17 protein-coding genes are annotated in these 21,710 nt (G+C 34.2%); 10 read left to right on the top strand and 7 right to left on the bottom strand.

The window, feature by feature from the left end:
* Positions 1-2: 2 nt before the first annotated feature.
* Entirely contained in the window at positions 3-524 is a 522-nt protein-coding gene (locus BUE10_RS01835; protein WP_073481682.1) for a hypothetical protein, read from the bottom strand.
* A gap of 268 nt (positions 525-792) precedes the next feature.
* Positions 793-1,917, bottom strand: coding sequence for a LytTR family DNA-binding domain-containing protein (locus tag BUE10_RS01840; protein WP_073481685.1), 1,125 nt, complete (start codon positions 1,915-1,917; stop codon positions 793-795).
* Positions 1,918-2,107: 190 nt separating this feature from the next.
* Between BUE10_RS01840 and BUE10_RS01845 the strand changes: the two genes are divergently transcribed.
* Complete coding sequence (locus BUE10_RS01845; RefSeq protein WP_073481688.1) at positions 2,108-3,088, top strand: cytochrome P460 family protein; 981 nt, start codon at positions 2,108-2,110, stop codon at positions 3,086-3,088.
* 2 nt (positions 3,089-3,090) lie between these two features.
* Positions 3,091-3,561, top strand: a complete 471-nt coding sequence (locus BUE10_RS01850; RefSeq protein WP_073481691.1) for a hypothetical protein — start codon at positions 3,091-3,093, stop codon at positions 3,559-3,561.
* Between the two features lie 8 nt (positions 3,562-3,569).
* On the opposite strand, the gene BUE10_RS01855 is transcribed toward BUE10_RS01850, so the two are convergent.
* Complete coding sequence (locus BUE10_RS01855; protein WP_073481695.1) at positions 3,570-3,950, bottom strand: winged helix-turn-helix transcriptional regulator; 381 nt, start codon at positions 3,948-3,950, stop codon at positions 3,570-3,572.
* Between the two features lie 123 nt (positions 3,951-4,073).
* Here BUE10_RS01855 and BUE10_RS01860 point away from each other — a divergent pair, with 123 nt between their 5' ends.
* Entirely contained in the window at positions 4,074-4,868 is a 795-nt protein-coding gene (locus tag BUE10_RS01860) for an SDR family oxidoreductase (protein WP_073481698.1), read from the top strand.
* A 495-nt stretch (positions 4,869-5,363) separates the two neighbouring features.
* Here BUE10_RS01860 and BUE10_RS01870 read toward each other — a convergent pair whose 3' ends face one another.
* Entirely contained in the window at positions 5,364-6,452 is a 1,089-nt protein-coding gene (locus BUE10_RS01870) for an NADH:flavin oxidoreductase (protein ID WP_073481705.1), read from the bottom strand.
* Between the two features lie 261 nt (positions 6,453-6,713).
* On the opposite strand from BUE10_RS01870, the gene BUE10_RS01875 reads away from it, so the two are divergent.
* The 4 genes from BUE10_RS01875 (at position 6,714) to msrA (ending at position 9,204) form a co-directional block, all read left to right on the top strand.
* Positions 6,714-7,079: a DsrE family protein gene (locus BUE10_RS01875; RefSeq protein ID WP_073481708.1), complete on the top strand. Its 366-nt coding sequence runs from the start codon at positions 6,714-6,716 to the stop codon at positions 7,077-7,079.
* Between the two features lie 144 nt (positions 7,080-7,223).
* Complete coding sequence (locus BUE10_RS01880; protein ID WP_073481712.1) at positions 7,224-7,691, top strand: nucleoside deaminase; 468 nt, start codon at positions 7,224-7,226, stop codon at positions 7,689-7,691.
* Positions 7,692-7,696: 5 nt separating this feature from the next.
* Positions 7,697-8,578: a helix-turn-helix domain-containing protein gene (locus BUE10_RS01885; protein WP_073481713.1), complete on the top strand. Its 882-nt coding sequence runs from the start codon at positions 7,697-7,699 to the stop codon at positions 8,576-8,578.
* Between the two features lie 134 nt (positions 8,579-8,712).
* Entirely contained in the window at positions 8,713-9,204 is a 492-nt protein-coding gene (gene msrA, locus BUE10_RS01890) for a peptide-methionine (S)-S-oxide reductase MsrA (RefSeq protein ID WP_073481716.1), read from the top strand.
* Positions 9,205-9,386: 182 nt separating this feature from the next.
* Here msrA and BUE10_RS01895 read toward each other — a convergent pair whose 3' ends face one another.
* From BUE10_RS01895 to BUE10_RS01905, 3 genes are all read right to left on the bottom strand, one after another.
* Entirely contained in the window at positions 9,387-9,989 is a 603-nt protein-coding gene (locus BUE10_RS01895) for a murein L,D-transpeptidase catalytic domain-containing protein (RefSeq protein ID WP_073481719.1), read from the bottom strand.
* Between the two features lie 381 nt (positions 9,990-10,370).
* Entirely contained in the window at positions 10,371-11,795 is a 1,425-nt protein-coding gene (locus BUE10_RS01900) for a SusD/RagB family nutrient-binding outer membrane lipoprotein (protein WP_073481721.1), read from the bottom strand.
* Positions 11,796-11,807: 12 nt separating this feature from the next.
* Positions 11,808-14,990 (bottom strand): SusC/RagA family TonB-linked outer membrane protein, encoded by a 3,183-nt coding sequence (locus BUE10_RS01905; protein ID WP_073481724.1) that lies wholly within the window; start codon positions 14,988-14,990, stop codon positions 11,808-11,810.
* A 594-nt stretch (positions 14,991-15,584) separates the two neighbouring features.
* On the opposite strand from BUE10_RS01905, the gene BUE10_RS01910 reads away from it, so the two are divergent.
* The 3 genes from BUE10_RS01910 to BUE10_RS01920 all read left to right on the top strand — a co-directional run bounded on the left by BUE10_RS01910 (position 15,585) and on the right by BUE10_RS01920 (position 21,591).
* Positions 15,585-16,277, top strand: coding sequence for a response regulator transcription factor (locus BUE10_RS01910; RefSeq protein ID WP_073481727.1), 693 nt, complete (start codon positions 15,585-15,587; stop codon positions 16,275-16,277).
* Positions 16,267-17,634, top strand: a complete 1,368-nt coding sequence (locus tag BUE10_RS01915; RefSeq protein WP_234984695.1) for a sensor histidine kinase — start codon at positions 16,267-16,269, stop codon at positions 17,632-17,634. The genes BUE10_RS01910 and BUE10_RS01915 overlap by 11 nt, the downstream gene beginning before the upstream one ends.
* Before the next feature lie 741 nt (positions 17,635-18,375).
* Positions 18,376-21,591 (top strand): TonB-dependent receptor, encoded by a 3,216-nt coding sequence (locus BUE10_RS01920; RefSeq protein ID WP_073481730.1) that lies wholly within the window; start codon positions 18,376-18,378, stop codon positions 21,589-21,591.
* Positions 21,592-21,710: the final 119 nt, after the last annotated feature.

Consider the following 21,710-nt stretch of genomic DNA (forward strand, 5'->3'; position numbering starts at 1 on the left):
CACTAAGATCCTTTCCTATTAGTAATACGATTAGATAAATTTAAAAGAAGATTAAAAGCAATAAGGAAACAAAGTATACCTAAAATAGCAATCCACAAATTAGCAGTTTCTGTTTTATGTTTCACAATATCATTTTTATTTTTGGCCGCAGTCATATTCAATTCCATAATCTGAAAAATATCCTGACGAATTTGGCTTTTTAAAGCTTCATCTGTCCAGTTCTTTTTTAAAGAATCAAAATTTTTCTGCAGGTTGTTTGTTACTACATCTTCACCAACTTCTGTAATATTTCCTTTTTGTCTGGTAAGATTATCTTGAAATACTGCTATTGTTTTTTCTTTATCCAAATTAGTTTTATCTAACGAAAGAAGCATGTTTCTGGAATATTCGAGAGTGTTATAATTAGCTTTCAAAATATCCTCGGTATCATTTTCGATCGAAAAATTATAGTATGCACTCACCAATGAAAGAAAAATAATCATTAGAAAAAGCAAACCGGCTCTTAAATTAAATATTATTTTCATTTTTAGAATTATTTTAAATCATCCTTTACTGCCTTGTTATTACCTTTTAAATCAGTATAAAAAACTGGATTTCAATAAATTATTAACAAATTCTAATTTACAACTCTTAAATTTTAAATCCTAATTTAAAACTTCTAACTTTTTCTTCTCTATTTTATTTTTACCTGCACTATTTGAGAGATTAGCAAAAGTGTACTATAAAAAACAATGCTAAAAACCATTAAGCAAATGTCCCTCGCTTTTTTACATGTAATTTATGAAGTCTTTTTTACTGGTCAAGCCAGCTCTTAAACTCTGCTACTTTATTCTTACTGATAATAATATCAATCTTGGGATCAGGTTTTATAATTAGTTTCAACTGGTTTTTCCCGTAAAGCAATATACTGCTGATAGAGTTGATATTAATTATAAACTGCCTGTTTGCTCTGTAAAAAGTAGTTGGATCAAGCCATTTCATAACCTCATCAAGGCTGTTATTGCTGTTAAACTGTCGATTGTCAAAAGTATAGATATAAGTAATTCCGGTATCCAGCAAAATATAAGCAATCTCTTCTATATCTAATTTTATGAGTTCATCTTTATGATACGTAAGTATTCTTTTCTTTGGTGTTTCAGACTCTTTTGATGTATCATTTAGAATAGTGCTATCTGTCACATTTTGTAATTTCTGCTGATTTGAATTCAACTGTAAATTCAAGATCTGTAATTCATTTACCCTGTAATTTAAATCCTCTTTTTCAAGATCAAAAACCTTCTCATATTTTCGATAAATAAGACGTATCATTAAGTAACAGCAAACACTTATGAAAACTGTACTTAAAAACAGACTCACAATAAACTGCAGATACAAATCTGATAATTCTTCTTCTAAAACAGCTAAATTAGCATGCGAAGCGACCATCCAGTCTGTTCCTGCAACGGGATTTATATTTATTATTTCTGATTTTCTTTTTGGGTCATTAGGAAATGTTCGCATCCCTCCTATTTTTTCTCCCTGTTCTAAAACGGTGCTTAAAGGTTTAAACTCTTTATTTCCTATTCCGTTGACCTGAGAATTACCTTCTTGAATTTTAAGTCCAATTAAAGCCGGATTAGGATGGCAGAGTTCAATTCCTTTTTGGTTGTACATACAGATAAAATCACTTTTTATATCTGTATTTTCAATACTTACCTGAAGATTATGAATTACCTGATCTTTAGATAATCCGCTGCGAAGCTGTTGTTCCAAAAGACGGGAAATTTCGCGAACTTCCCTCTCGCCCGATTCTAATTTACTATTGCACAACTTTTCTTTGGCAGACAAATAAAGATAACTGGAAGAAATCAAACTAATAATTAGAACAACAATACTAATGCCCGTAAGTGTCAAAGTATAAAGGCGTGCTTTTTTCATGTAAATTTATAGTCCTTAAAATGAAACCCGTTTAGAAAATTTTGCTTAGGCTAAAATAAGCAATTTATTTGGCTTTAAATATTTCGGCTTCAAGGTCAAAAAATCCCCTTTGAACCAATTAAATCTTTTAAACACTGGGATTAGACCTAATTTTGAATTGATTATTTATTTCATCTAAAAAATAAAACAAATGAAAAAAGGACTTAAAATCTTCGCAATATTACTGGTTGTATTTATTGCTTTACAATTTTGGAAACCTGAAGAAATTGAATATAGTACACCAACAAAGGACTTAACAAACGTTCCTGCAGAAGTAAATACTATTTTAAGAAACTCTTGTTTTGACTGTCACTCTAATACTGCAAATCTGGCGTGGTTTGACAAAATAACGCCTGCCAATTTTATAGTAACTTCTCATATTACGGATGGCCGAAAAGCATTGAATTTTTCTGATTGGGATAAATTAGAAAAGCCAAAACAAAGTGCGACACTTTTTTATGCTTTCAATAAAATACTATCGGGCGAAATGCCGCTTAAAAGTTATACAGCCCTTCATCCTTCTGCCCAATTAGACGATCGTTCCATAGGTGTTTTAAAGAATTATTTAACAACAATAGCAGTCCGAAAACCAAATCAGGAAATACCGTCTATTTCTACTGCGAAGGATGTTGAAAAAGTACTTCCAAATAAAAAAATAACAGATTACTCTAAAGTTAAACCTACACTAAATAATATTGCATACATCCCCGATTTTAGAAACTGGAAAGCGGTTAGTACATCAGATCGTTTTGACAATGGCAGTATGCGTATCATTTATGGAAACGAAATCGCCGTAAAAGCTATAGCAGAACATCAAACTAATCCTTGGCCAGATGGTGCTATTTTTGCCAAAACAGCCTGGAAACAAAAAACAGAAGCTGATGGAACTGTATCTGCCGGAGCATTTATTCAGGTTGAATTTATGATAAAAGATTCCAAAAAATATGAAGCTTCAAAAGGATGGGGATGGGCAAGATGGAAAGGAAATGACTTAAAACCATACGGCGATAACGCCAACTTTGATCAGGAATGTATTTCTTGTCATAATCCTGTCAAAAACAATGATTACGTTTTTACTACTCCACTCCATCTTGACATCAATAAATTTAATATCTACAATAAAACCAAATAAATATGAAACCACTTCACTCAATCATAATCGTACTTATCATTTTACTTTCTGGATGTAACGGAAATAATAAAGATAATCTTAATGAAAATGCTTCTGTATCTGCATTAGATGCGCTGCCTGAAAACCCTTTATTATTATCCCCTATCACGTTTTCCATTAATCCAAATAAAGCTGTTATGTCCACTTTATATGGTAATAAAATTGCTTATCAGCACGCCAAAACAAATGCGGATAGTTCTTATCCTAATGGAGCTGTTTTATACGAAGTTAACTGGAAACAAAAAGCAGATTCACTATGGTATGGCGCTAACATTCCTGATCAGATTATTAGTGTAGAAAAAGTGCAATTTACCGGAAATTCTGTTCCGAAATATGAATTGTATGCCGGACATCCGTTAAAAAAAGTTTCTTCTAATGATGAAACCAAAAAAACAGCTTTAATACTATCTAAACGTATGGTAGAAACGCCTTAAAAACAATCTTATTTATCTTCGGGATCGGTTAGTCCAGAGAATTTTTTAATAATTAACTTCTTTAACCGCTCCTGATGTTCATCTCCCCAGCTTCCTAATGTACCTATTACAGGAATCAGGGTTTTCCCAAATTCCGTAAGGCTGTATTCTACTTTTGGCGGTACTACGGGATATATTTTCCTTACAACAAGTTCATGTTCTTCTAATTCGTTCAACTGGATATTCAAAACCCTGCGTGAAGCATCTGGTATTTTTCGCTGCAATTCGCTTGGTCTTTTATGGCCTTCATTAATAAACCAAAGCAAGCGTATTTTCCATTTGCCATACAGTACTTCGCCTATCAGGTCAAGTCCGCAGTTTAAATTTGGTATTGTTTTTCTTTCATACATATTACAAAAGTAAACCTATGTCCTGATTTGTACAATAGGGGAAAAATTTATCCCTATCTGAATCGTAATTCCGTACTTGTGAGAAAGTTACATACTTCTGAAATTTGTACAAAAGAAATCACAATGAAACAACAATTCGATTATCAGAACGAACTATCAGGCAAAATTGCGCTGGTAACAGGAGGAACAAAAGGAGCTGGAAAAGCCATTGCCGAACGTTTAAAAAATGCAGGTGCTAAAGTAATTATCAGTGCCAGAAACCAACCCGAAATACCCAATGAAGATTTATATTTCATTTCGGCAGATTTAAGCAAACCCGAAGGTGTCCATAAAATTGCTGCTGAAATATTGGAAAAATTCAGTAAAGTAGATATTCTCGTAAATAATCTTGGAGGTTCTGAAACTCCGGGCGGAGGATTTGCGGTATTAACTAACATAGATTGGGAAGAAACCATACAAACTAATTTATTAGCTCCCGTCAGACTAGATAAAGCTTTTCTCCCGCAAATGCTTGAAAACAAAAGCGGTGTAATTATTCATATTGCCTCTATTCAGGGAAAACTGCCTTTGTATGATTCTACTCTGCCCTATGCTGCCGCAAAAGCCGGACTGATTAATTACAGTAAAGGTTTATCTAAAGAAATATCTCCAAAAGGCGTTCGTGTGTTAACCGTTTCTCCTGGCTGGATTATGACCGAAGCATCTAAAAGAATGATGGAACGCATTTCTGAAAGCAGCAATATATCTGTCGAAGAAGCGGAGAAAAGTGTAATGAATGCCTTAGGCGGAATTCCTTATGGAAGACCTGCAATGCCAGAGGAAGTTGCCGAACTCGTCGGGTTTCTTGTTTCGCCCAGAGCAGGCTATTTAACAGGAACAGAGTATATAATTGATGGAGGAACAGTTCCAACAATTTAATTTTGATGAAGAACATATAGGATCGCTAAAAATTAGCTGATTTACTAAACATGATTGTATTCCTTTCTTATACTTTTTTAGCATTATACAATAAATGATAAAATTTTATCATTTATTGTATAACCAAAATTTAATATAATCTACACTATTTGAGAGATTAGCAAAAGAGCAATAAAGAAAACAATTGTAAACACCATTAAGTTGATGGTTCTGTCTTTATTCTGCAGGGATTTATTTGACATATATAATTTTGTAATCTCCTTTTTTCTTGTTTTATTTTCTTTCATATTTGTTTTAAATTGGCTGTGTTTTACTTGAATGTTATTGTTATTACGGCAGTAGCGTTCGCAATAAAAACAAACGGTATGCCAAAACATTTAAAAACACTTCAAAACATTGGCTGACAATTAAATACAAAACAGAGTTATTATTTCATTTACAAATACTTATCAAAATGATAGGATTAGCCATTCAAAATGAAAGGCATATAATCTTTTACAGCGAGCCCGCCTTTACAAAAGTCTGCCATCCCCGCATGGTATCGATAAAGCGTTCGCTTAGCCCGCCTTGACGCAGGTAATCTGCCATTACGGGAAGCTGTGGGCTTTCGTACATTGGGTTTGCTTTTACCTGATAAGGAAAGTCTCGTTGAAGAATGGCTGCCCTTGCTATAAGTACAAAATCACAGCCTTCATCGAGAAGTTCTCCGGCGCGCTGGGCGGTCATAATTTTTCCTGCGGTACCTAAACGCACTCCTTTACGCGGAAGTTCGGTAAATACACTTAGCATAGTTTTTCCTTGAAAAGTTCCTTCACGAACAATTTGAGCCGAGTCCCATAAAGCAAGATCCAAATAATCTATCAATTCACGGTCAAAAATATCAGCTGTAACTTCACGTAATTCTTCCAAAAGCAATCCATATCGTTCAATAGATAATCGCCAGCCAATTTGGAAATTAGTACCACAAGCTTTACGAATTCCTTCGATAACTTCAATTGTGAAACGCGCACGGTTTTCTAAGCTTCCTCCATATTTATCCGTTCTATCGTTCAAATTTGAAGACATGAATTCTGAAAGAATCCATCCAAAAGCACCGTGAACGGAGATTCCGTCAAATCCTGCCAATTGTGCTCTTTTTGCTGCAGCGATGAAACTGTCGCGAATTCGTTCGACTTCCTCAGTTGTAATTGCTTTAATTCCTTCTAATGTTTTACTCGAAGCTGGAGACGGTATTCCTCCTATTAATAGCTTTGCACGGTGTCCGGCATGATGCAATTGTACAGCCGACAAGGCACCGCCATCACGAATCGCTGACACCATTTTAGTCAGTCCAGGCAAATGACTATCACTATGAATTCCTAATTGGCGTTCAAATGCTATCCCTCCTGCTTCAACTGTTGAAGCACTGGTTTGGATTAATCCGTAACCACTTTGAGCAAGCTGTTCCATCCAATATTGGTCGTATTCGGATGCAGTGCCGTCAAATTCACTTTGCTGGCTGGTTAATGGTGCCAGCATGAAACGATTTCTCATTGCCGGGCCATGCAGTAACGTAAGGGGTTTAAATAAATCAGAAACAGACATATTGTTTATTTTTTTAAAGTTCTACTTTATGTGAATTATTATTGAATGCAAAATTGCCGAGATAATCAATCGAAAAAAATGGATGATTTTTACTTTATGATGGATGTTTTATTTCTAATACTTCAAGGCACTTTCAATAAGGCTGAATTCAAAAAAGCAGGCAGATTACCCTGAGTAAAATCCTCCATCATAAAGTAAAAATGTTCCATTCTCTGCCAGTCATTACCGTCTGATCTTTGCAGTGTTAATAAATTATTTAAAATGAAAAAAACAGCTATTATTATTCTTTCTGATCCCAAAGCTGGTTCAGAAGAAGCTCTAGGGCGTGTATTCAATGCTTTAGCATCAGCATATGAATTCAAACATGCAAATGAAGATGTAAAAATTATTTTTCAGGGTGCAGGTATAAGATGGCCAGAGCAGCTTGAAAAAGAAGATCATCCGGTTAACGGACTTTATAAAGAAGTAAAAGATCATGTTCATGGCCTTTCTAAAGGTTGTGTTGCTGTATTCGGTACCGAAATATCCGGTTATGATCTTTTAAACGACAATGAAGTACCTGGAACTCCCGGTCTGCCAAGTTTCCTTAATCTTAGAAACGAAGGTTACGATCTTTTGATTTTCTAAACCCGTTTTCAACTGCCCTCATGTTTTCATGTTGGGCAGTTTTTTTAACCTTAAAATCATGAATTTTGAGTATTTTAGCGTAATTCTTAAGACGGAATCTGCTTATAAAAATCAAAAGTAAAAATGAAGATTAATATATAATTTATGCAAGAGAAACCTGAAAATTATATGCACCAATGCCTGAGCCTTGCCAAAGATGCTTTGGAAGCAGGCAACCCGCCTGTAGGCGCGCTACATGTTTTAGATGGAAAAGTAATTGGTACAGGTATTGAATCGGGAAAATCAACTGGAGATATTACCAATCATGCCGAAATAATGGCCGTTAGAGATGCTCTAAAAAATGGTTATTCGGATAAACTCCATCTGGCATCTATGTACACTACTCACGAACCTTGTATTATGTGTTCGTATATAATACGTCATCACAAAATAGCTGAAATTATTTATGGCACATCTGTTCCCTATATTGGAGGATTTACCTCAAAATTTAATCTGCTTGCTACTGAAGATGTACCAAAATGGGGAAATAAACCAAAAGTGACCAGCGGTATCTGTTTTGATGAATGTAATGCGCTTAATGCACAATTTTTAGAACGCTTAAGTAAATCATAAACACAATGTTAGCACAGTCCGTTTACACACTTGTTAATCAGCAGAACGGGAATTTGTCATTCAAAGTTTTTGAATTCGACAACAGCAGTTATTTTGATCATATTCAGCGAAATAATTATTTCACTATAATCATTATTACCGCTGGTGAAGGATTGGCAAAAGTGGATCTTGGTGAGTATAGTTTCCAAGAAAATACCTTATTTGCTTTTTATCCTTATCAGCCATTTATGCTCGCTTCAGAAGGGCCATTATTAGGCGTATGTATTCAGTTTCATCATGATTTTTTCTGTATTTACAGACATCATAAAGAAATTGCGGCCAATGGTATTTTGTTTAATAATATCTATCAGCAGCCTTTTATCTTGCTTGAGGATAGTACAAAAAAATCACTGCTGCACATTGTCATTGAAATAGTCAACGAATTGAAAATGGAGGCTTTAAGAAAAGATGAAGTTATTGTTTCTTACTTAAAGATATTTTTAGTACTCGCCACCAGAATAAAACTTGAGCAGCAAACTATTGATGAAACGAAAACACTTAACGGCAAACAAAAGGCTATTGTACAAAATTTGAGAAATGCAATTGAAGAAAATTTCCGTTTGAAGCATTCTGCAAGTGATTATGCCGATATGCTGCATGTAACGCCAATTGCTCTAGCAAGAATTACAAAAAGCCATTTCAACAAAACGCTTTCGGATCTAATTACAGAGCGTATTATTGTTGAAGCCAAAAGGGAATTATATCTTACCGATAAAACAATCAAAGAAATTGCTTATGAACTTGGCTATGATGACGAATACTATTTTAGCAGGGTATTTAAAGGCAAAGCCGATATATCGCCACAGTTTTACAGAGATACGATAGGTTTTAATCGAGGGGCTTCCTGATTTAATTTATCTTTTGGATTTCAATTTTAGTGTCAATATTTATTAACTTTATCTGGAATTAGTGGTTTATCTTTATACGTATTTTTAAAGAGAAATAACCGCACAGACTAATAACATTATTTGATATATAAAATATGGAAAATTTAAAAAAAGCCTATATCGCAGGAGGTTGCTTTTGGGGAATGGAAGATTTATTTCGAGTACGTCCCGGCGTTAAAGATACTCAGGTTGGCTATTTGGGAGGAAATAATGAAAATCCAACATACGCTAATCATCCCGGACATGCAGAAGGTCTGGAAATTGTATACGATCCAGCCGAAACATCATACAGTGAACTTTTAGATTATTTTTACAGAGTGCATGATCCCAGAACTATGAATCAGCAGGGAAATGACATTGGAGAAAGTTACAGGTCTGCTATATTTATTCAGGACAAGCAGGAAGAAGAAGCTGCGAAAGACATGATTAAAATAGTTGAAGATTCGGGAAGATGGCAGGGAAAAGTCGTTACTACGCTTGAACCTTTTACAAAATTCTGGCCTGCAGAAGAATATCATCAGGATTATTTAGTAAAAAAACCTAATGGCTACACTTGTCATTTTGAAAGGTTTGGTACTTTTTTGTAATAAATAAACAAAAAAAAGGAGGCTGTCTCAAAAGTAAAATCAAGCTGTTGAGAATCGCGTAAATGGAAAATTTCTCCGATAGATATCCGAATAAAAAAGAGGTTGTCTCGACTTTTGAGACAGCCTCCTTTTTTTATTTACGTACTGCAAAACTATGCAGTTCAAAGTTTTATGTTTTTCAATTAATAATAAACGGAAAGCATGATTTTAGAATCAGAACTGTCTATTATTTTTTCAAGTCTTTTAAAGAAAACTTCGCTTACCATTGGGCAGCCGTGGCTGTTTATAATGTAATATTCTTTCTCTTCATCTGGGACTTCTTTATAGCAGTGTAATACAATTGCTCTTTTTAGAGCGTTGCTGTTAGTTTCATCTAAACCAGCAAGTCTGAAAGCTTTTCCAAAAACTCCCTTATAAGGCTTCTCTACAGAATATCGTCCAAGTGAAGTACAGTTAGAATTTGGCATATTACTAAATTGCAGTATATCGCCTTTAATTCCTGTTTCTGAGCCGGAGCCATGTGCAACAAGCCCCTGATCAATGATCTTTTCGTTTTCAAGATCATAAACAAAAAAACGGTTTTTTCCGGATTTGATTTTCATGTCTACAAGGAAAGCTATTTTCCTGCTGTAACCGTAGTTCGAAGCTGTAAAAGATTTAACTTCTTTTACATGATCATTAAGCCTTATTAGTTCAAGCTCTGTTAAAATGTCTTTCTTATCCGTTACGTTGTAGGTAGTAAAGGAACTTAAAGAAAGAAGAAGTGCCACAAAAAATATTCTCATAAACAACAATAAAGTTAGGTTAACAGCAAATTTGGGATTTGTGTTGTCAAAAATTATATTCTTCCTTTTGATTTTTGACTTTACAAAATTATGTACAAATTTTATATAATTCCCATGTTTTGAATGTTAAATATATTATAATTACCTGAAATAATGACACTTATAATAAAAAATTTGATAAAAATATTTCCTTAAAGCACCATTTTAAGAAAACCTATTTTGCCTAAACCTCCCATTTTTACTGCTTTTTTAATGCTTTTTTTGTTTTTCATCATTATTAAAAAATAAAAAACGATTGTAAAGAAAAACTTTACAACCGTTTTATTTTTTTTCAATTTTTATTGAAAATTATTTTTAAAGAATCACTTTTCGTTATTCAGTTTACTTCACATCAAACCAAAGTTTCGTAGTCAATAAGTCTTTTCCTTGTACAGCAATTGCAGCTTGGTAACTAGCACCATTCAATGATTGCTCTGTTCCGGGATAGAAGAAACGAGAAGGAATTTTTCCGTCTAAAACCGTAGCCGGACCAGCAGTTAATACTGGGAAATCCAATCTTCTCCACTCTGTAAAGGCATCAAGACCTTGTCCATAGAACGCAATCCATTTTTGTGTACCTATTGATTTTGCATAATTTGATGCATCGTATTTTACAACCGCCTGATTAAGGTAAGTAGAAATAGTCGCTGCATTTGTAATTCCAAATTGGTTGAACGATGCTGTAATCGCATCATTATAAAGCTGTTCTGCATTTCCTGAAATATATCCACGAGCTACAGCTTCTGCAAGATTAAATAATGTTTCAGAATAAGAAGCAATTACTGCCGGAGATGATGAAGTTAGGAAGTAAGTTCCCGGTTTTGATGTTTTAGCAAAACCCTGGCTGTTAGCATCACTGTTTGATAATCCGTTAGCGCCTCCAACATATTTACCCACAGTTGCATCAGATGGTAATTGAGCATAAACTGGCAAACGCGGATCTGCTAATTCATTTAATTTATCAACTAATGTTTTTGAAATACGGTAATCATCACGAGTTTCAAACCAAGCCGACGCTGGATTTTGCTGCGGCGAACTTATATAAGTAAACTTAAAAGTATCGCTGTTACTGCTTAAAACTCCTGCAGCATCGCTTGTTGCGTCAATTGCAGCTTGTTTTGCTAAAGCAGGTTCTCTGTCTGAAATTCTCAAGGCGATACGCAAACGAAGTGAATTTACCAGTTTTTTCCATTTTGTAATGTCACCTTTGTAAACTAAATCACCTGTTACAGTACCATTTGCAGTATTTAGTAAAGTCTGTGCTTGTTTCAAATCTGCTAGTAATCCTGTGTAAACCTCTTTTTGAGTATCATATGCCGGAGTCACTTTTTGACCTGCTTCTTTATAAGGAATATTTCCGTAAGCATCTGTCAACAATAAAAAGGTCCATGAACGTAACGTCAAAGCAATTCCTTTGTAGTTTGAATTTGCCTGATCTGCCGGGAAATTCAAAATAGTGTTCAAATCTGTAATTAAAGTGGCATAACCAGTATTCCACAAAGTAGTGAAAGAAGCATTAGACACATCATATCTGTCCGGTTCTGTATATTGGATTTTAGCCCAATGCTGCACAAATAATAATGATGAGTCAAAGTTATTTGTTGATCCCCAATATAAGTCAGCTCCCTGCTTTAATGTTCCTGTTAACAAGTAAGGTGCTAGCGGCGTTTCTGTTGCATTTGGATTTTTGTTAATCTCATCCAAATCATCACTGCATGAGGTCAGTGTCAATGCAAATAGAGTTATATAAGCTATTCTTTTTAGCATGATTTCGTGTTTTTAAAATTTAAGATTTAAATTAAGGCTGAAATTTCTGGTTGTTGGCAGCGCTAAACTTTCCAATCCTTGAGCATTTCCTGTATTGAAAGCCGTTTCAGGATCAATATTTGGTGCATCTTTGTAAATAAAAAACAAGTTACGACCTGCAGCAGTAATACTTGCTCCGTCAAATCCAATTTTTCTAGCCAGTTTTTTATCAAGAGTGTAAGTCAATTTTACTTCTCTTAATTTTACAAAAGTTGAACTGTAGATGTAAGCTTCACTGATATTGTATGATGCTTTGTAATATTCCTGTGCACTAAGTACCTGAGTATTTGGAGTTCCGTCAGCATAAACACCGTTAAAAATCATACCATCATCATAAACTTGAGATCCACCCGGAGCAGCTGTACCTGCCGGCAATAAAGTTTTAGTAGTACCTGCTAAATAGTAATTTAATCCGCCATTTGCAGCATCACGTCCCGGAAGCGTTTGAGCTAATACTCCTGTATAATTACCCGTTCTGTTTGTTCCAGAGAAAAGCTCTCCTCCTACACTTGCATCAACCAAGAAAGATAATTCAAGATTTTTATACGTTAATGTATTTGTAATACCACCAATCCAGTCTGGAGTATAATGTCCTAATACTCTTTTTTGCGGATCAGCTTTTGGTAATCCGTTTGCACCAACTACAATATTTCCGTTTGCGTCACGTAAATAAGCAGTTCCATAAAGTGCTCCGTAAGCTTGTCCAACTGATGCTAATACATCAACACCTCCAGAAGAACCAATGGTGTAGTTTTGAATTTGTCTGTCGTAGTCCAAAATCTTTACTTCACTTTTATTCTTAGAATAATTTAAAGCTACATTCCATTTGAAATTTTCAGTTTGAATTGGGTTTCCATCCAATTGAACCTCGATACCACGGTTGTTTATTTTTCCTGCATTGATTAATTGCGTATTATAACCGCTTGAAGTAGTTGTTTTTATCTCTAAAATCTGGTCAAAACTATTTGTGTTATAATAAGCAGCATCAAAGTGAAGTCTGTTTTTCCAGAAAGAAGCCTCTAAACCAACTTCTGTAGAACGAGTAGTTTCTGGTTTCAGGTTCTCATTCAATTTTTTCTGTGAAGAAGTTTGGATTGGATTTCCGTCAAATGCAGTTTGGAAATTGTAAACTGTAGACAATTGATACGGATCTGCATCGTTACCTACTTCAGACCAGCCTCCACGTACTTTTAAGAAATCAAGCGTATTGCTTTTTAAATTTAAAGCCTCAGATAAAATCAAACTTCCGTTAACAGAAGGATAAAAATAAGAACGGTTACTGCTTGGTAATGTAGATGACCAGTCATTACGAGCTGTAAGGTTTAAATAAGCATAGTTTTTATAACCAAACTGAGCCGATGCATAAGCACTGTATACTTTCAATCTTGAATAAGAGTTTGATGCAGTCAACGGATCTCTTGAGTTTGTTATAGTATACAAATCCGGTACCGCTAAACGTGGTGCTTTTTGATAGTTGTTTGCATCACTGTGTGTACGAACGTTGAATCCTCCAAGAGCATCTACAGTAAAGTCATCACCTAGTTTTTTAGTATAAGTAAAAATACCTTCTGTATTTTGTTCGCTTACCGTGTAAGCATCTTCAGCATACGATCCAAAAGGAGTTCCGTTTGTACCATATTTAATCTTGTATTTTCTACGATCGTTATAGTAATCAATTCCGGTACGGAATCTAAAATTAAGTCCTTCCGCAAGCTTCGCATCTAAATGGATATCTCCAATTAAACGGTTACGCTGCTGGCTTGTAGTATTATAATAAGCATTCCAGTAAGGGTTGCTATAGTAACTGTTATTCCAGTTTACGTTTCTGTTATTTTGAAGCTGATTGATATCAACCTGACGTCCGAACCAGATAAACTGCAGCATTACACCAGCAGCACGGTTACCAGATGGACCTCCCGGTAAAGCCGGAGCATCTGTAACAATATAGTTACCCGTTACTCCTACCTTTATACCTTTAGAAATTTGGTAATTAGAATTAATACTAACGTTTGTTTTATTTACTTCACTGTTAGGTACTGTTCCTAATTGTTTTTGATTGTTTACTCCTAAACGAAAATCTGATTTTTCATCTGATTTTGCAACCGAAACACTATTGTCATAAGTAACACCAGTATTAAAGAAATTCTTAACGTTATCAGGATGAGCTACAAAAGGAACTGCTTCTCCATTTGAATAAAATTGAGGAATAAGACGTCCGTCTAGTTTTGGTCCCCAGCTTTCATCAACACCATCATTAATTCCGCCTCCTTTACCATCTACAAAACTGAATTTTCCGTTTGAACCTTGTCCAAATGAATTTTGAAAACGAGGTAAAGTAGTAACCTGAGAAATCGTGATACCAGTACTAAAGCTGATACCAAGTCCTTTTTGATTTTTACCAGATTTTGTAGTGATAAGTACAACACCATGCGCCGCACGAGATCCGTAAAGTGCCGCAGCATTAGGGCCTTTCAACACCGTTAATGATTCAATATCCTGCGGATTTAAATCGGCAATTGCATTTTTAAAATCACGGGTTGCTCCACCAACACTTCCTAACTGAGAGTTATCTACCGGAACTCCATCCACCACAAATAATGGCTGGTTATTTCCTGCAATAGAAGTTTCTCCACGAATAATAATACGTGAAGATCCCATATCTCCTTGTGAATTGGTGATACGCACACCTGCCAGTTTACCTGTAAGGTTGTTTAAAAAGTTAGTTTCTTTAGTATCTACAATTTCCTTATTTTTAAGGGATTGTGTAGTATATCCTAAAGATTTTTTTTCTTTAGAAATACCTAAAGCCGTAACTACAACTTCTGATAATTGATTTTGTTCCTGTTCAAGACCAATCACAACTGCGTTTTGAGTAACTACAGTTTCTGCTTTTTTATATCCAAGGAAACTTACTACTAATGTATAAGGAAATTTTTGTCCGGTTTGGAAGAAGAACTTTCCATCAAAATCTGTCAAAACACCATGTGTAGTACCTTTAATATTTACCGAAGCCCCAATAACAGGCTCCTTTGTAACAGCATCTATTACTGTTCCTTCAAGTTTTGACTGAATTAAAGGTTTCGTTTCCTGAGCCTTAATCCCTATGGAAATCAACAAAATACATATCCATGTATATCTATTTAATTTTTTTTTCATTACTTTGTTTTGGTTTAAAAAATAAGGCGAGCCGAAAACAGATTTATTCTACTTTCGCTTTCCTTATAGAGATGTACAATTTCTTTAAGCTTCACCATTTCTGCTGCAACAGAGATGGTTTTTTTTTATCTGCAACGCATTCGTTTTTTCATTTTTATTTTTTTTGATTATTATTATTTTTAATTGGCCTGTATCGTATTTTGGTTCAACCTTTTAGGTTTCATCTTATAGAAAATTTATGTTAATTTGAGATGAAAATATTTGAAACATCAACAAATACAATAAACTCTACTAATTCGATAGAACAAAAGTAAATTAAAAATTTTAACTGTTCTTTTTGCAAAAAAAATGTTAATTAAATTTTCACATATTTTTAAATACCTAAAAACAAGACAGTTAATAGTTTGAAGTATTTTTTTACCGTGTAAGATTTTTTCTAAATTAATATGGCATTTATTTACATTATGGCATTTTTTAACTCTGGAAATACTAAAACGTTTTACCAAACAGTCAGAAAGGAATAAAAACCCAATGCTGTTTTGCGTGATCTATTATTTTATTACTTTTATGACATAGGTAAGCACATCAATTTGTATGAATAAAATATTATTAGTGGAAGACGATCCAAGAGTTGCTTCTTTCATTACAAGAGGACTTGAAGAACATCTTTATGAAATTAAAACAATTACAAAAGGTTTTGATGCCATAAAAGAAGTTATGGAGAATGAATATAATATTATTATTCTCGATATTATGCTTCCCGATATTACAGGTTTTGAAGTTTGTGAAGTTTTAAGAAGCCGAAAAATAATAGTCCCAATTCTTATTTTGAGCGCGCTCGATACGCCGCAGGAAAAAGTAAAAGGATTACAAGCCGGAGCCGACGATTATCTGGCCAAACCTTTTTTGTTTGAAGAATTACTGGCGAGAATAAATGCGCAGCTTCGTCGTACAGAATTCAGTTCTGGAATTTTAGATTTTCAATCGTATGCCGGAGTCGAAATTAATATGAAAGAACAAAGCGCAACAAGGGACGGAAAAGAATTGAATTTGTCTTCAAGAGAATTAAAGCTTTTGATCTTTTTTATGAAAAACAGAGAAAGGGCTTTATCCCGAATTGCAATTGCACAAGCCGTTTGGAATATTGATTTTGATACAACCTCAAATACCGTAGATGTTTATATTAATTATCTGCGAAATAAATTAGATAAAAACTTCCCTACTCCATTGATTCATACGGTAAAAGGAACGGGTTATATGCTCAAACAAAAGAGTCATGAATCTTAAAAATAAATTAGCCGTAAACTCTACTCTGCTTTTTGCTTTTATAGTCGGGCTTCTTATGGCTGGCGCATTTCTCTTGTTCAAAAGCCACATGAAAGATCTTTACATTGATAATCTTGAAGATCATGCGATGACATCGGCTTTATTTTATTTTGAAAAAGACGAAATCAATGCAATTAACAGCGAACGTTATCGCCAAATTGAAATTCAATATAACAGAATTAACAATGAATCGATACGGGTTTATAATGCTAAAACCAAAAAACTTTTTATACAAGATAATATTGATATCAATTTAAGTGATCAATATTTAGATGCCATTAAAAAAAATAAGATTGAACATTTTACAATAAACAACAGGCAGTTTGTTGGCTTATTTTACAAAGACAATCAGGGAGATTTTATTATTGTAGTTTCCGGAATCGATCGCGCCGGGAATCATCAATTAGAAATTCTGGGTTTAATGTTTATTTTGTTTTATTTGATCGGAATTCCGTTAAATTATCTTTTAGGAACATTTTTAGCCAAGCAGACTTTTCGTCCTTTTACAGATGTTATTGCCAAAGTAAATACGATAACAACCGAAAATCTTCATTCGAGATTAGACGTTCCGCAGACTAAAAGTAAAGATGAAATTAAAGAATTGGTTACTACTTTTAATTATCTTTTGGAAAGACTCGAAAGTGGTATCATGATTCAGAATAATTTTCTAAAAAATGCTTCGCACGAATTAAAAACGCCGCTTACTATTATTATTGGAGATATTGATGTTTCGCTGCGGCAACCGAGAACAAATGAGCAATACGAAGAAATCTTAAAATCCCTTCGAAAAGATACTTTACATCTTAAAGCTACTCTCGAAGGACTTTTAGTTTTATCAGGATTAGAACTTTCTGAACCACAGCAAATGGAAACGGTTAGAATTGATGAAATTCTATGGAATGTTCTCGAAAAGAAAGCTATTGAATATCCGGAATCTAAAATTGCCGTAAATCTGGATGCCATTGCAGATTATGAAGATTTACTTTCTGTTTACGCCAATAAACATATGCTTTTTATTGCGCTATACAATATTTTAGATAATGCGGTTAAATTTTCATTTCCGGCACAAGTTGATGTTTTTGCGCTTTCAAAAAATAATAAACTTGTAATCAAAATCATAGACCAAGGCCCCGGAATTTCAGATGCTGATAAAGATTCTATTTTTGATCTCTTTTTTAGAAGTGATAATACACGTCATATTCAGGGACAAGGATTGGGGCTTTTTATTACCATGCAAATTCTCAAACTTCATAATATTGAATTGATTGTAGATTCTGAACTTGAAAAAGGTACTTCTTTTTCTTTGGTATTTCCTTAAAATGTTTTTTCACGCAGATTTGGCAGATTTATGCAGATTTAAATGGATTTTTATTTTTTGTATGTGTTGAATTTTTCTCTCGCAGATTGAGCAGATATAATTTTGAATTCGTTGGTATTGTTGTTGACGTTTTTATTGTACCGTTAGGTACAAAATATCGGTAGCATTTAATTTTAGATTTCATTTGCGTGCCGTAGGTACGCCACAAATAAGACACGTTATATTTATTCCCGTTATAATTTTGTACCTAACGGCACAAACTCAGCGTGGTATCATTTTTTCTACCGATATATAGTACCTAGCGGTACTCGTTTTTTTTACGCAGATTTGGCAGATTTATGCAGATTTTTTTCTAATTAATTTTATGAAGATTAAAATTTGATCAGCTCAATCTCCAAAATCTGCTAGAGAAAAATTCAACACATACAAAAAATAAAAATCCATTTAAATCTGCATAAATCTGCAAAATCTGCGTGAAACCAAAAACGCTCTTTTTCCAATCGGTAACATTCACTTAACACTCTAATCTTTTTCTAATCTACTTTAAATCCACTTCTAATCCACTATTTTAAAGTATTTTACACAAACAATTGATTTTAAAGGCTTAAATCATTTTTAAGAAAATAACATGCTCATAATTGTACCTTAACAATAAATTGTTTTATGATTTTAAGTTAACAAAAGCATTAAATCTGATCGAAACAAACCGAGTTACTTTGTCAAATAAAAACTAAAAACAACATGACAAAACTCAAACTCTTTTTTTCGGCATTTATGCTTCTTGTTATGGGAAACATTTTTGCTCAAATTACAACCTCCTCATTATCTGCCAAAGTTAGTGATGGTACAAGCCCGGTTACAAACGCAGAAGTTACCTTAACACATTTACCAACAAATGCTGTTTACAGAGCTGTAACAGATAAACAAGGTCGGTTTAGTTTCGAAAATCTAAATGCAGGCGGGCCTTATGAACTAGAAATTAAAAGTGCAGACACTAAAGATTATTCTAACGCACAAATACATTTAGCACTTGGCGATAATGATTTACCTACAATTGTGGTTGGAAAAGCAGACAATACTGTACTAGAAGAAGTTGTAATTACAAGTTCTAAACCATCTTCTAAAAACAACGGAACTAATATTAACGAGAAACAAGTAAATGGACTTCCGTTAATCAACAGAGGAATTCAGGATGTTACAAAACTAGTTCCGCAGAGTTCAAATAACTCTTTTGCAGGAACCAATTTCAGATACAACAACGTAACTATCGATGGTTCTATAAACAATGACGCCATTGGTTTCAGCCCATCTTTAGGAGGACAATCCGGAACCTCAGGAATGCCGGGAAGCAGTACGCGCTCTAACTCTATCAGTTTAGATGCGATACAAGATATTCAGGTTTATATTGCTCCTTATGATATTAAATTAGGAAACTTTTTAGGAGGAAGCGTAAATGCTGTAACTCGCAGCGGTACAAATACAGTAAGCGGATCTATTTACAGCTACGGAAGAAGCGCAGCTATTACAGGCCCAAATAATGCCGGTGATGGTTCAAAAATGCCAAGTTCTTTTGGTGATTATCAAGTAGGTTTCAGGTTGGGATTACCAATTGTAAAAGACAAATTATTCTTCTTTACCAATATGGAATATGCAGAACGAACTGATCCTTTATTTTACAATGCAGGAGAAACTAATTCTGCCGGAAAATTAACTTCATTAGTAGATAACGCTACAGCAGAACAAATTTCGAATTTCGTAAAAACAAACTACGGATTTGATCCTGGAAGCTACGGTTCGTACAACAACTTTTCAAAAAGCCAGAAATTCTTCAATAAATTAGATTGGAAAATTAATGACAAACACTCTCTTTCGTTAAGAAACAACACTGTTATTTCTCAAGCTTCAAATTTGGAACGCGATGCTGCAAATTTCAGGTTTTCAAGTATGGATTTTACGCAAAAAAATCAATCTATTAGTACTGTTTTAGAATTAAAAAGTCATTTTAACAGCCAGTGGTCTAACTCATTTATTGCCAGTTATTCAGCCATTAAAGATTATCGTGATCCAAAATCGAGCAATGTTATGTTTCCCCAAACAGAAATTGGTTATAACGGAGGAACTATTTTCTTAGGAAATGATCGTGAAGCAACTGTTTTCAATATGAAACAGAATACTGCTGAAATCACAGACAACCTTACTTACAAAACAGGAAATCATACTTTATTGTTTGGTACACACAACGAATTCTACGACATTAATTACGGTTTTGTAAACGCTCTTAACGGAAGAGTTGCGTATAAATCTCTTGCTGATTTTTACAACAAACTTCCTACTCGTGTTCGTGGAACGTATCCTTTTGATGGTTCTACAAGAGATGAGATTTTCAATAATCCGTATGCACAATTCAAAGTAAACCTTTACAGCGTTTATGCACAGGACGAAATTAGAATTGGAAGCAAATTGAAAGTTACGCCAGGTGTGAGAGTTGATTATACTGATTTGCCAACAAAACCAAACTTAAGCCCGCAAGTTCAAAATTCTCCAGCAGATCCAAATTATGGTACAACATATTCTTATACGCCTTTAAACCAAATCAAAAACAACTTTTTCAGCACAGCTTTAGTTTCTCCAAGAATAGGATTTACGTATAATGTAGACGAAGACAAAACGCTTGTTTTAAGAGGTGGATCTGGAGTATTTACAGGTAGAATTCCATTTGCATGGTTAGGATATGCATACTACAATGATGGTGTAGGTTATGGAAGTTATGATAAAAACAACTTAACTCCGGCGCAGGTTGCAGCAGCAGGCGATCCTTTGGCAAACAACGGATTAAACGGATATCACGATGCAACACCAAAAGTTCAGGCAGATTTAGTAGACAATAAATTTAAAATGCCGGCTGTTTTAAGAAACTCATTGGCAATTGATAAAATCATCGACGGATATAAATTTACAACTGAGGGTATTTACACAAAAGTAATTCGTGATCTTGAATTTCAACAAGTAAATAAGACTGATAATCCAACTTATTTCTCTTACGATACCAATCATCAAATGCCAATTTACGCAGCTAATATCAATCCAGCGTTTTCAAATGCTTATTTATTGTCAAACACAAATAAAGGATACAGATACAGCATAACTGAAATGATCTCAAAAACATACGATTTTGGTTTCAACTTTATGGTAGCTTATACTTATGGAGATTCAAAAGACGTTACAAACGGAATTCGTAACTCTATGGAAAGTAACTTCCAAATGAACCAATCATTAACACCAAATGATCCTCAATTGGCAACTTCTAACTTTAATATCAAACACAGAATCGTTTCTAATGTAGGATATGCAGTAAAATTAGCTGATAACAATACTTTCTCTGCAAACGTATATTTTAATGCACAATCAGGAAATCCGTTTTCATGGGGATTTGTAAACTCAACAATTGCAGGAACAGGACAAGCAGCAGGATTAGCTTATATCTTTAAAGATGCCACAGAAGCGGCTAAATATATTGGTGTAAATGCAGCAGGAGTTCCATCTGCAACAGCAGCGCAGCAAGTAGCAGATTATGAAGCTTTCATCAACGGAAATTCTTATTTGAAAAGCAGAAGAGGAAACTTCACAGAAAGAAATGGCGACACTACGCCTTGGAACATTCAGGCTGATTTAAAATTAATGGACGAAATTAATGTAGCACACGTTGGTACATTCCAGGTTTCATTCAGCATGGCTAATATCGGAAACCTTATCAATAAAGATTGGGGAAGAAGTTATTTTGTTCCAAACACCTACAATTCAACAGCAAATTTAGGTTTAACAAAATCAGGAAACTTAGGCGGAGTTGCAACTGGCGACCCAACTTACACTTTCCAAAAACCTACAACTGCACCTTATACTATAGATCAATTAGCTTCAAGATTCCAAGGACAACTTGGCGTAAGGTATTCGTTCTAAAGATTGTGTTTTATTTTTTTTACTATCCCCCAGTTTCGAGGAATTTGAAACTGGGGGATTTTTATTTTCTTTCCTAATATAACGATGCGTAAACAGTTAAAAAAAATCACTATTTTTAA

Origin of the sequence: Flavobacterium sp. CF108, assembly GCF_900129795.1 — a bacterium.
Classification (GTDB): domain Bacteria; phylum Bacteroidota; class Bacteroidia; order Flavobacteriales; family Flavobacteriaceae; genus Flavobacterium.

Coding starts and splice junctions, on each gene's coding strand:
- BUE10_RS01850 (WP_073481691.1), top strand. CDS start 3,091: ATGAAACCACTTCACTCAATCATAATCGTACTTATCATTTTACTTTCT.
- BUE10_RS01860 (WP_073481698.1), top strand. CDS start 4,074: ATGAAACAACAATTCGATTATCAGAACGAACTATCAGGCAAAATTGCG.
- BUE10_RS01835 (WP_073481682.1), bottom strand. CDS start 524: ATGAAAATAATATTTAATTTAAGAGCCGGTTTGCTTTTTCTAATGATT.
- BUE10_RS01910 (WP_073481727.1), top strand. CDS start 15,585: ATGAATAAAATATTATTAGTGGAAGACGATCCAAGAGTTGCTTCTTTC.
- BUE10_RS01895 (WP_073481719.1), bottom strand. CDS start 9,989: ATGAGAATATTTTTTGTGGCACTTCTTCTTTCTTTAAGTTCCTTTACT.
- BUE10_RS01920 (WP_073481730.1), top strand. CDS start 18,376: ATGACAAAACTCAAACTCTTTTTTTCGGCATTTATGCTTCTTGTTATG.
- msrA (WP_073481716.1), top strand. CDS start 8,713: ATGGAAAATTTAAAAAAAGCCTATATCGCAGGAGGTTGCTTTTGGGGA.
- BUE10_RS01845 (WP_073481688.1), top strand. CDS start 2,108: ATGAAAAAAGGACTTAAAATCTTCGCAATATTACTGGTTGTATTTATT.
- BUE10_RS01905 (WP_073481724.1), bottom strand. CDS start 14,990: ATGAAAAAAAAATTAAATAGATATACATGGATATGTATTTTGTTGATT.
- BUE10_RS01885 (WP_073481713.1), top strand. CDS start 7,697: ATGTTAGCACAGTCCGTTTACACACTTGTTAATCAGCAGAACGGGAAT.
- BUE10_RS01880 (WP_073481712.1), top strand. CDS start 7,224: ATGCAAGAGAAACCTGAAAATTATATGCACCAATGCCTGAGCCTTGCC.
- BUE10_RS01855 (WP_073481695.1), bottom strand. CDS start 3,950: ATGTATGAAAGAAAAACAATACCAAATTTAAACTGCGGACTTGACCTG.
- BUE10_RS01900 (WP_073481721.1), bottom strand. CDS start 11,795: ATGCTAAAAAGAATAGCTTATATAACTCTATTTGCATTGACACTGACC.
- BUE10_RS01840 (WP_073481685.1), bottom strand. CDS start 1,917: ATGAAAAAAGCACGCCTTTATACTTTGACACTTACGGGCATTAGTATT.
- BUE10_RS01870 (WP_073481705.1), bottom strand. CDS start 6,452: ATGTCTGTTTCTGATTTATTTAAACCCCTTACGTTACTGCATGGCCCG.
- BUE10_RS01915 (WP_234984695.1), top strand. CDS start 16,267: ATGAATCTTAAAAATAAATTAGCCGTAAACTCTACTCTGCTTTTTGCT.
- BUE10_RS01875 (WP_073481708.1), top strand. CDS start 6,714: ATGAAAAAAACAGCTATTATTATTCTTTCTGATCCCAAAGCTGGTTCA.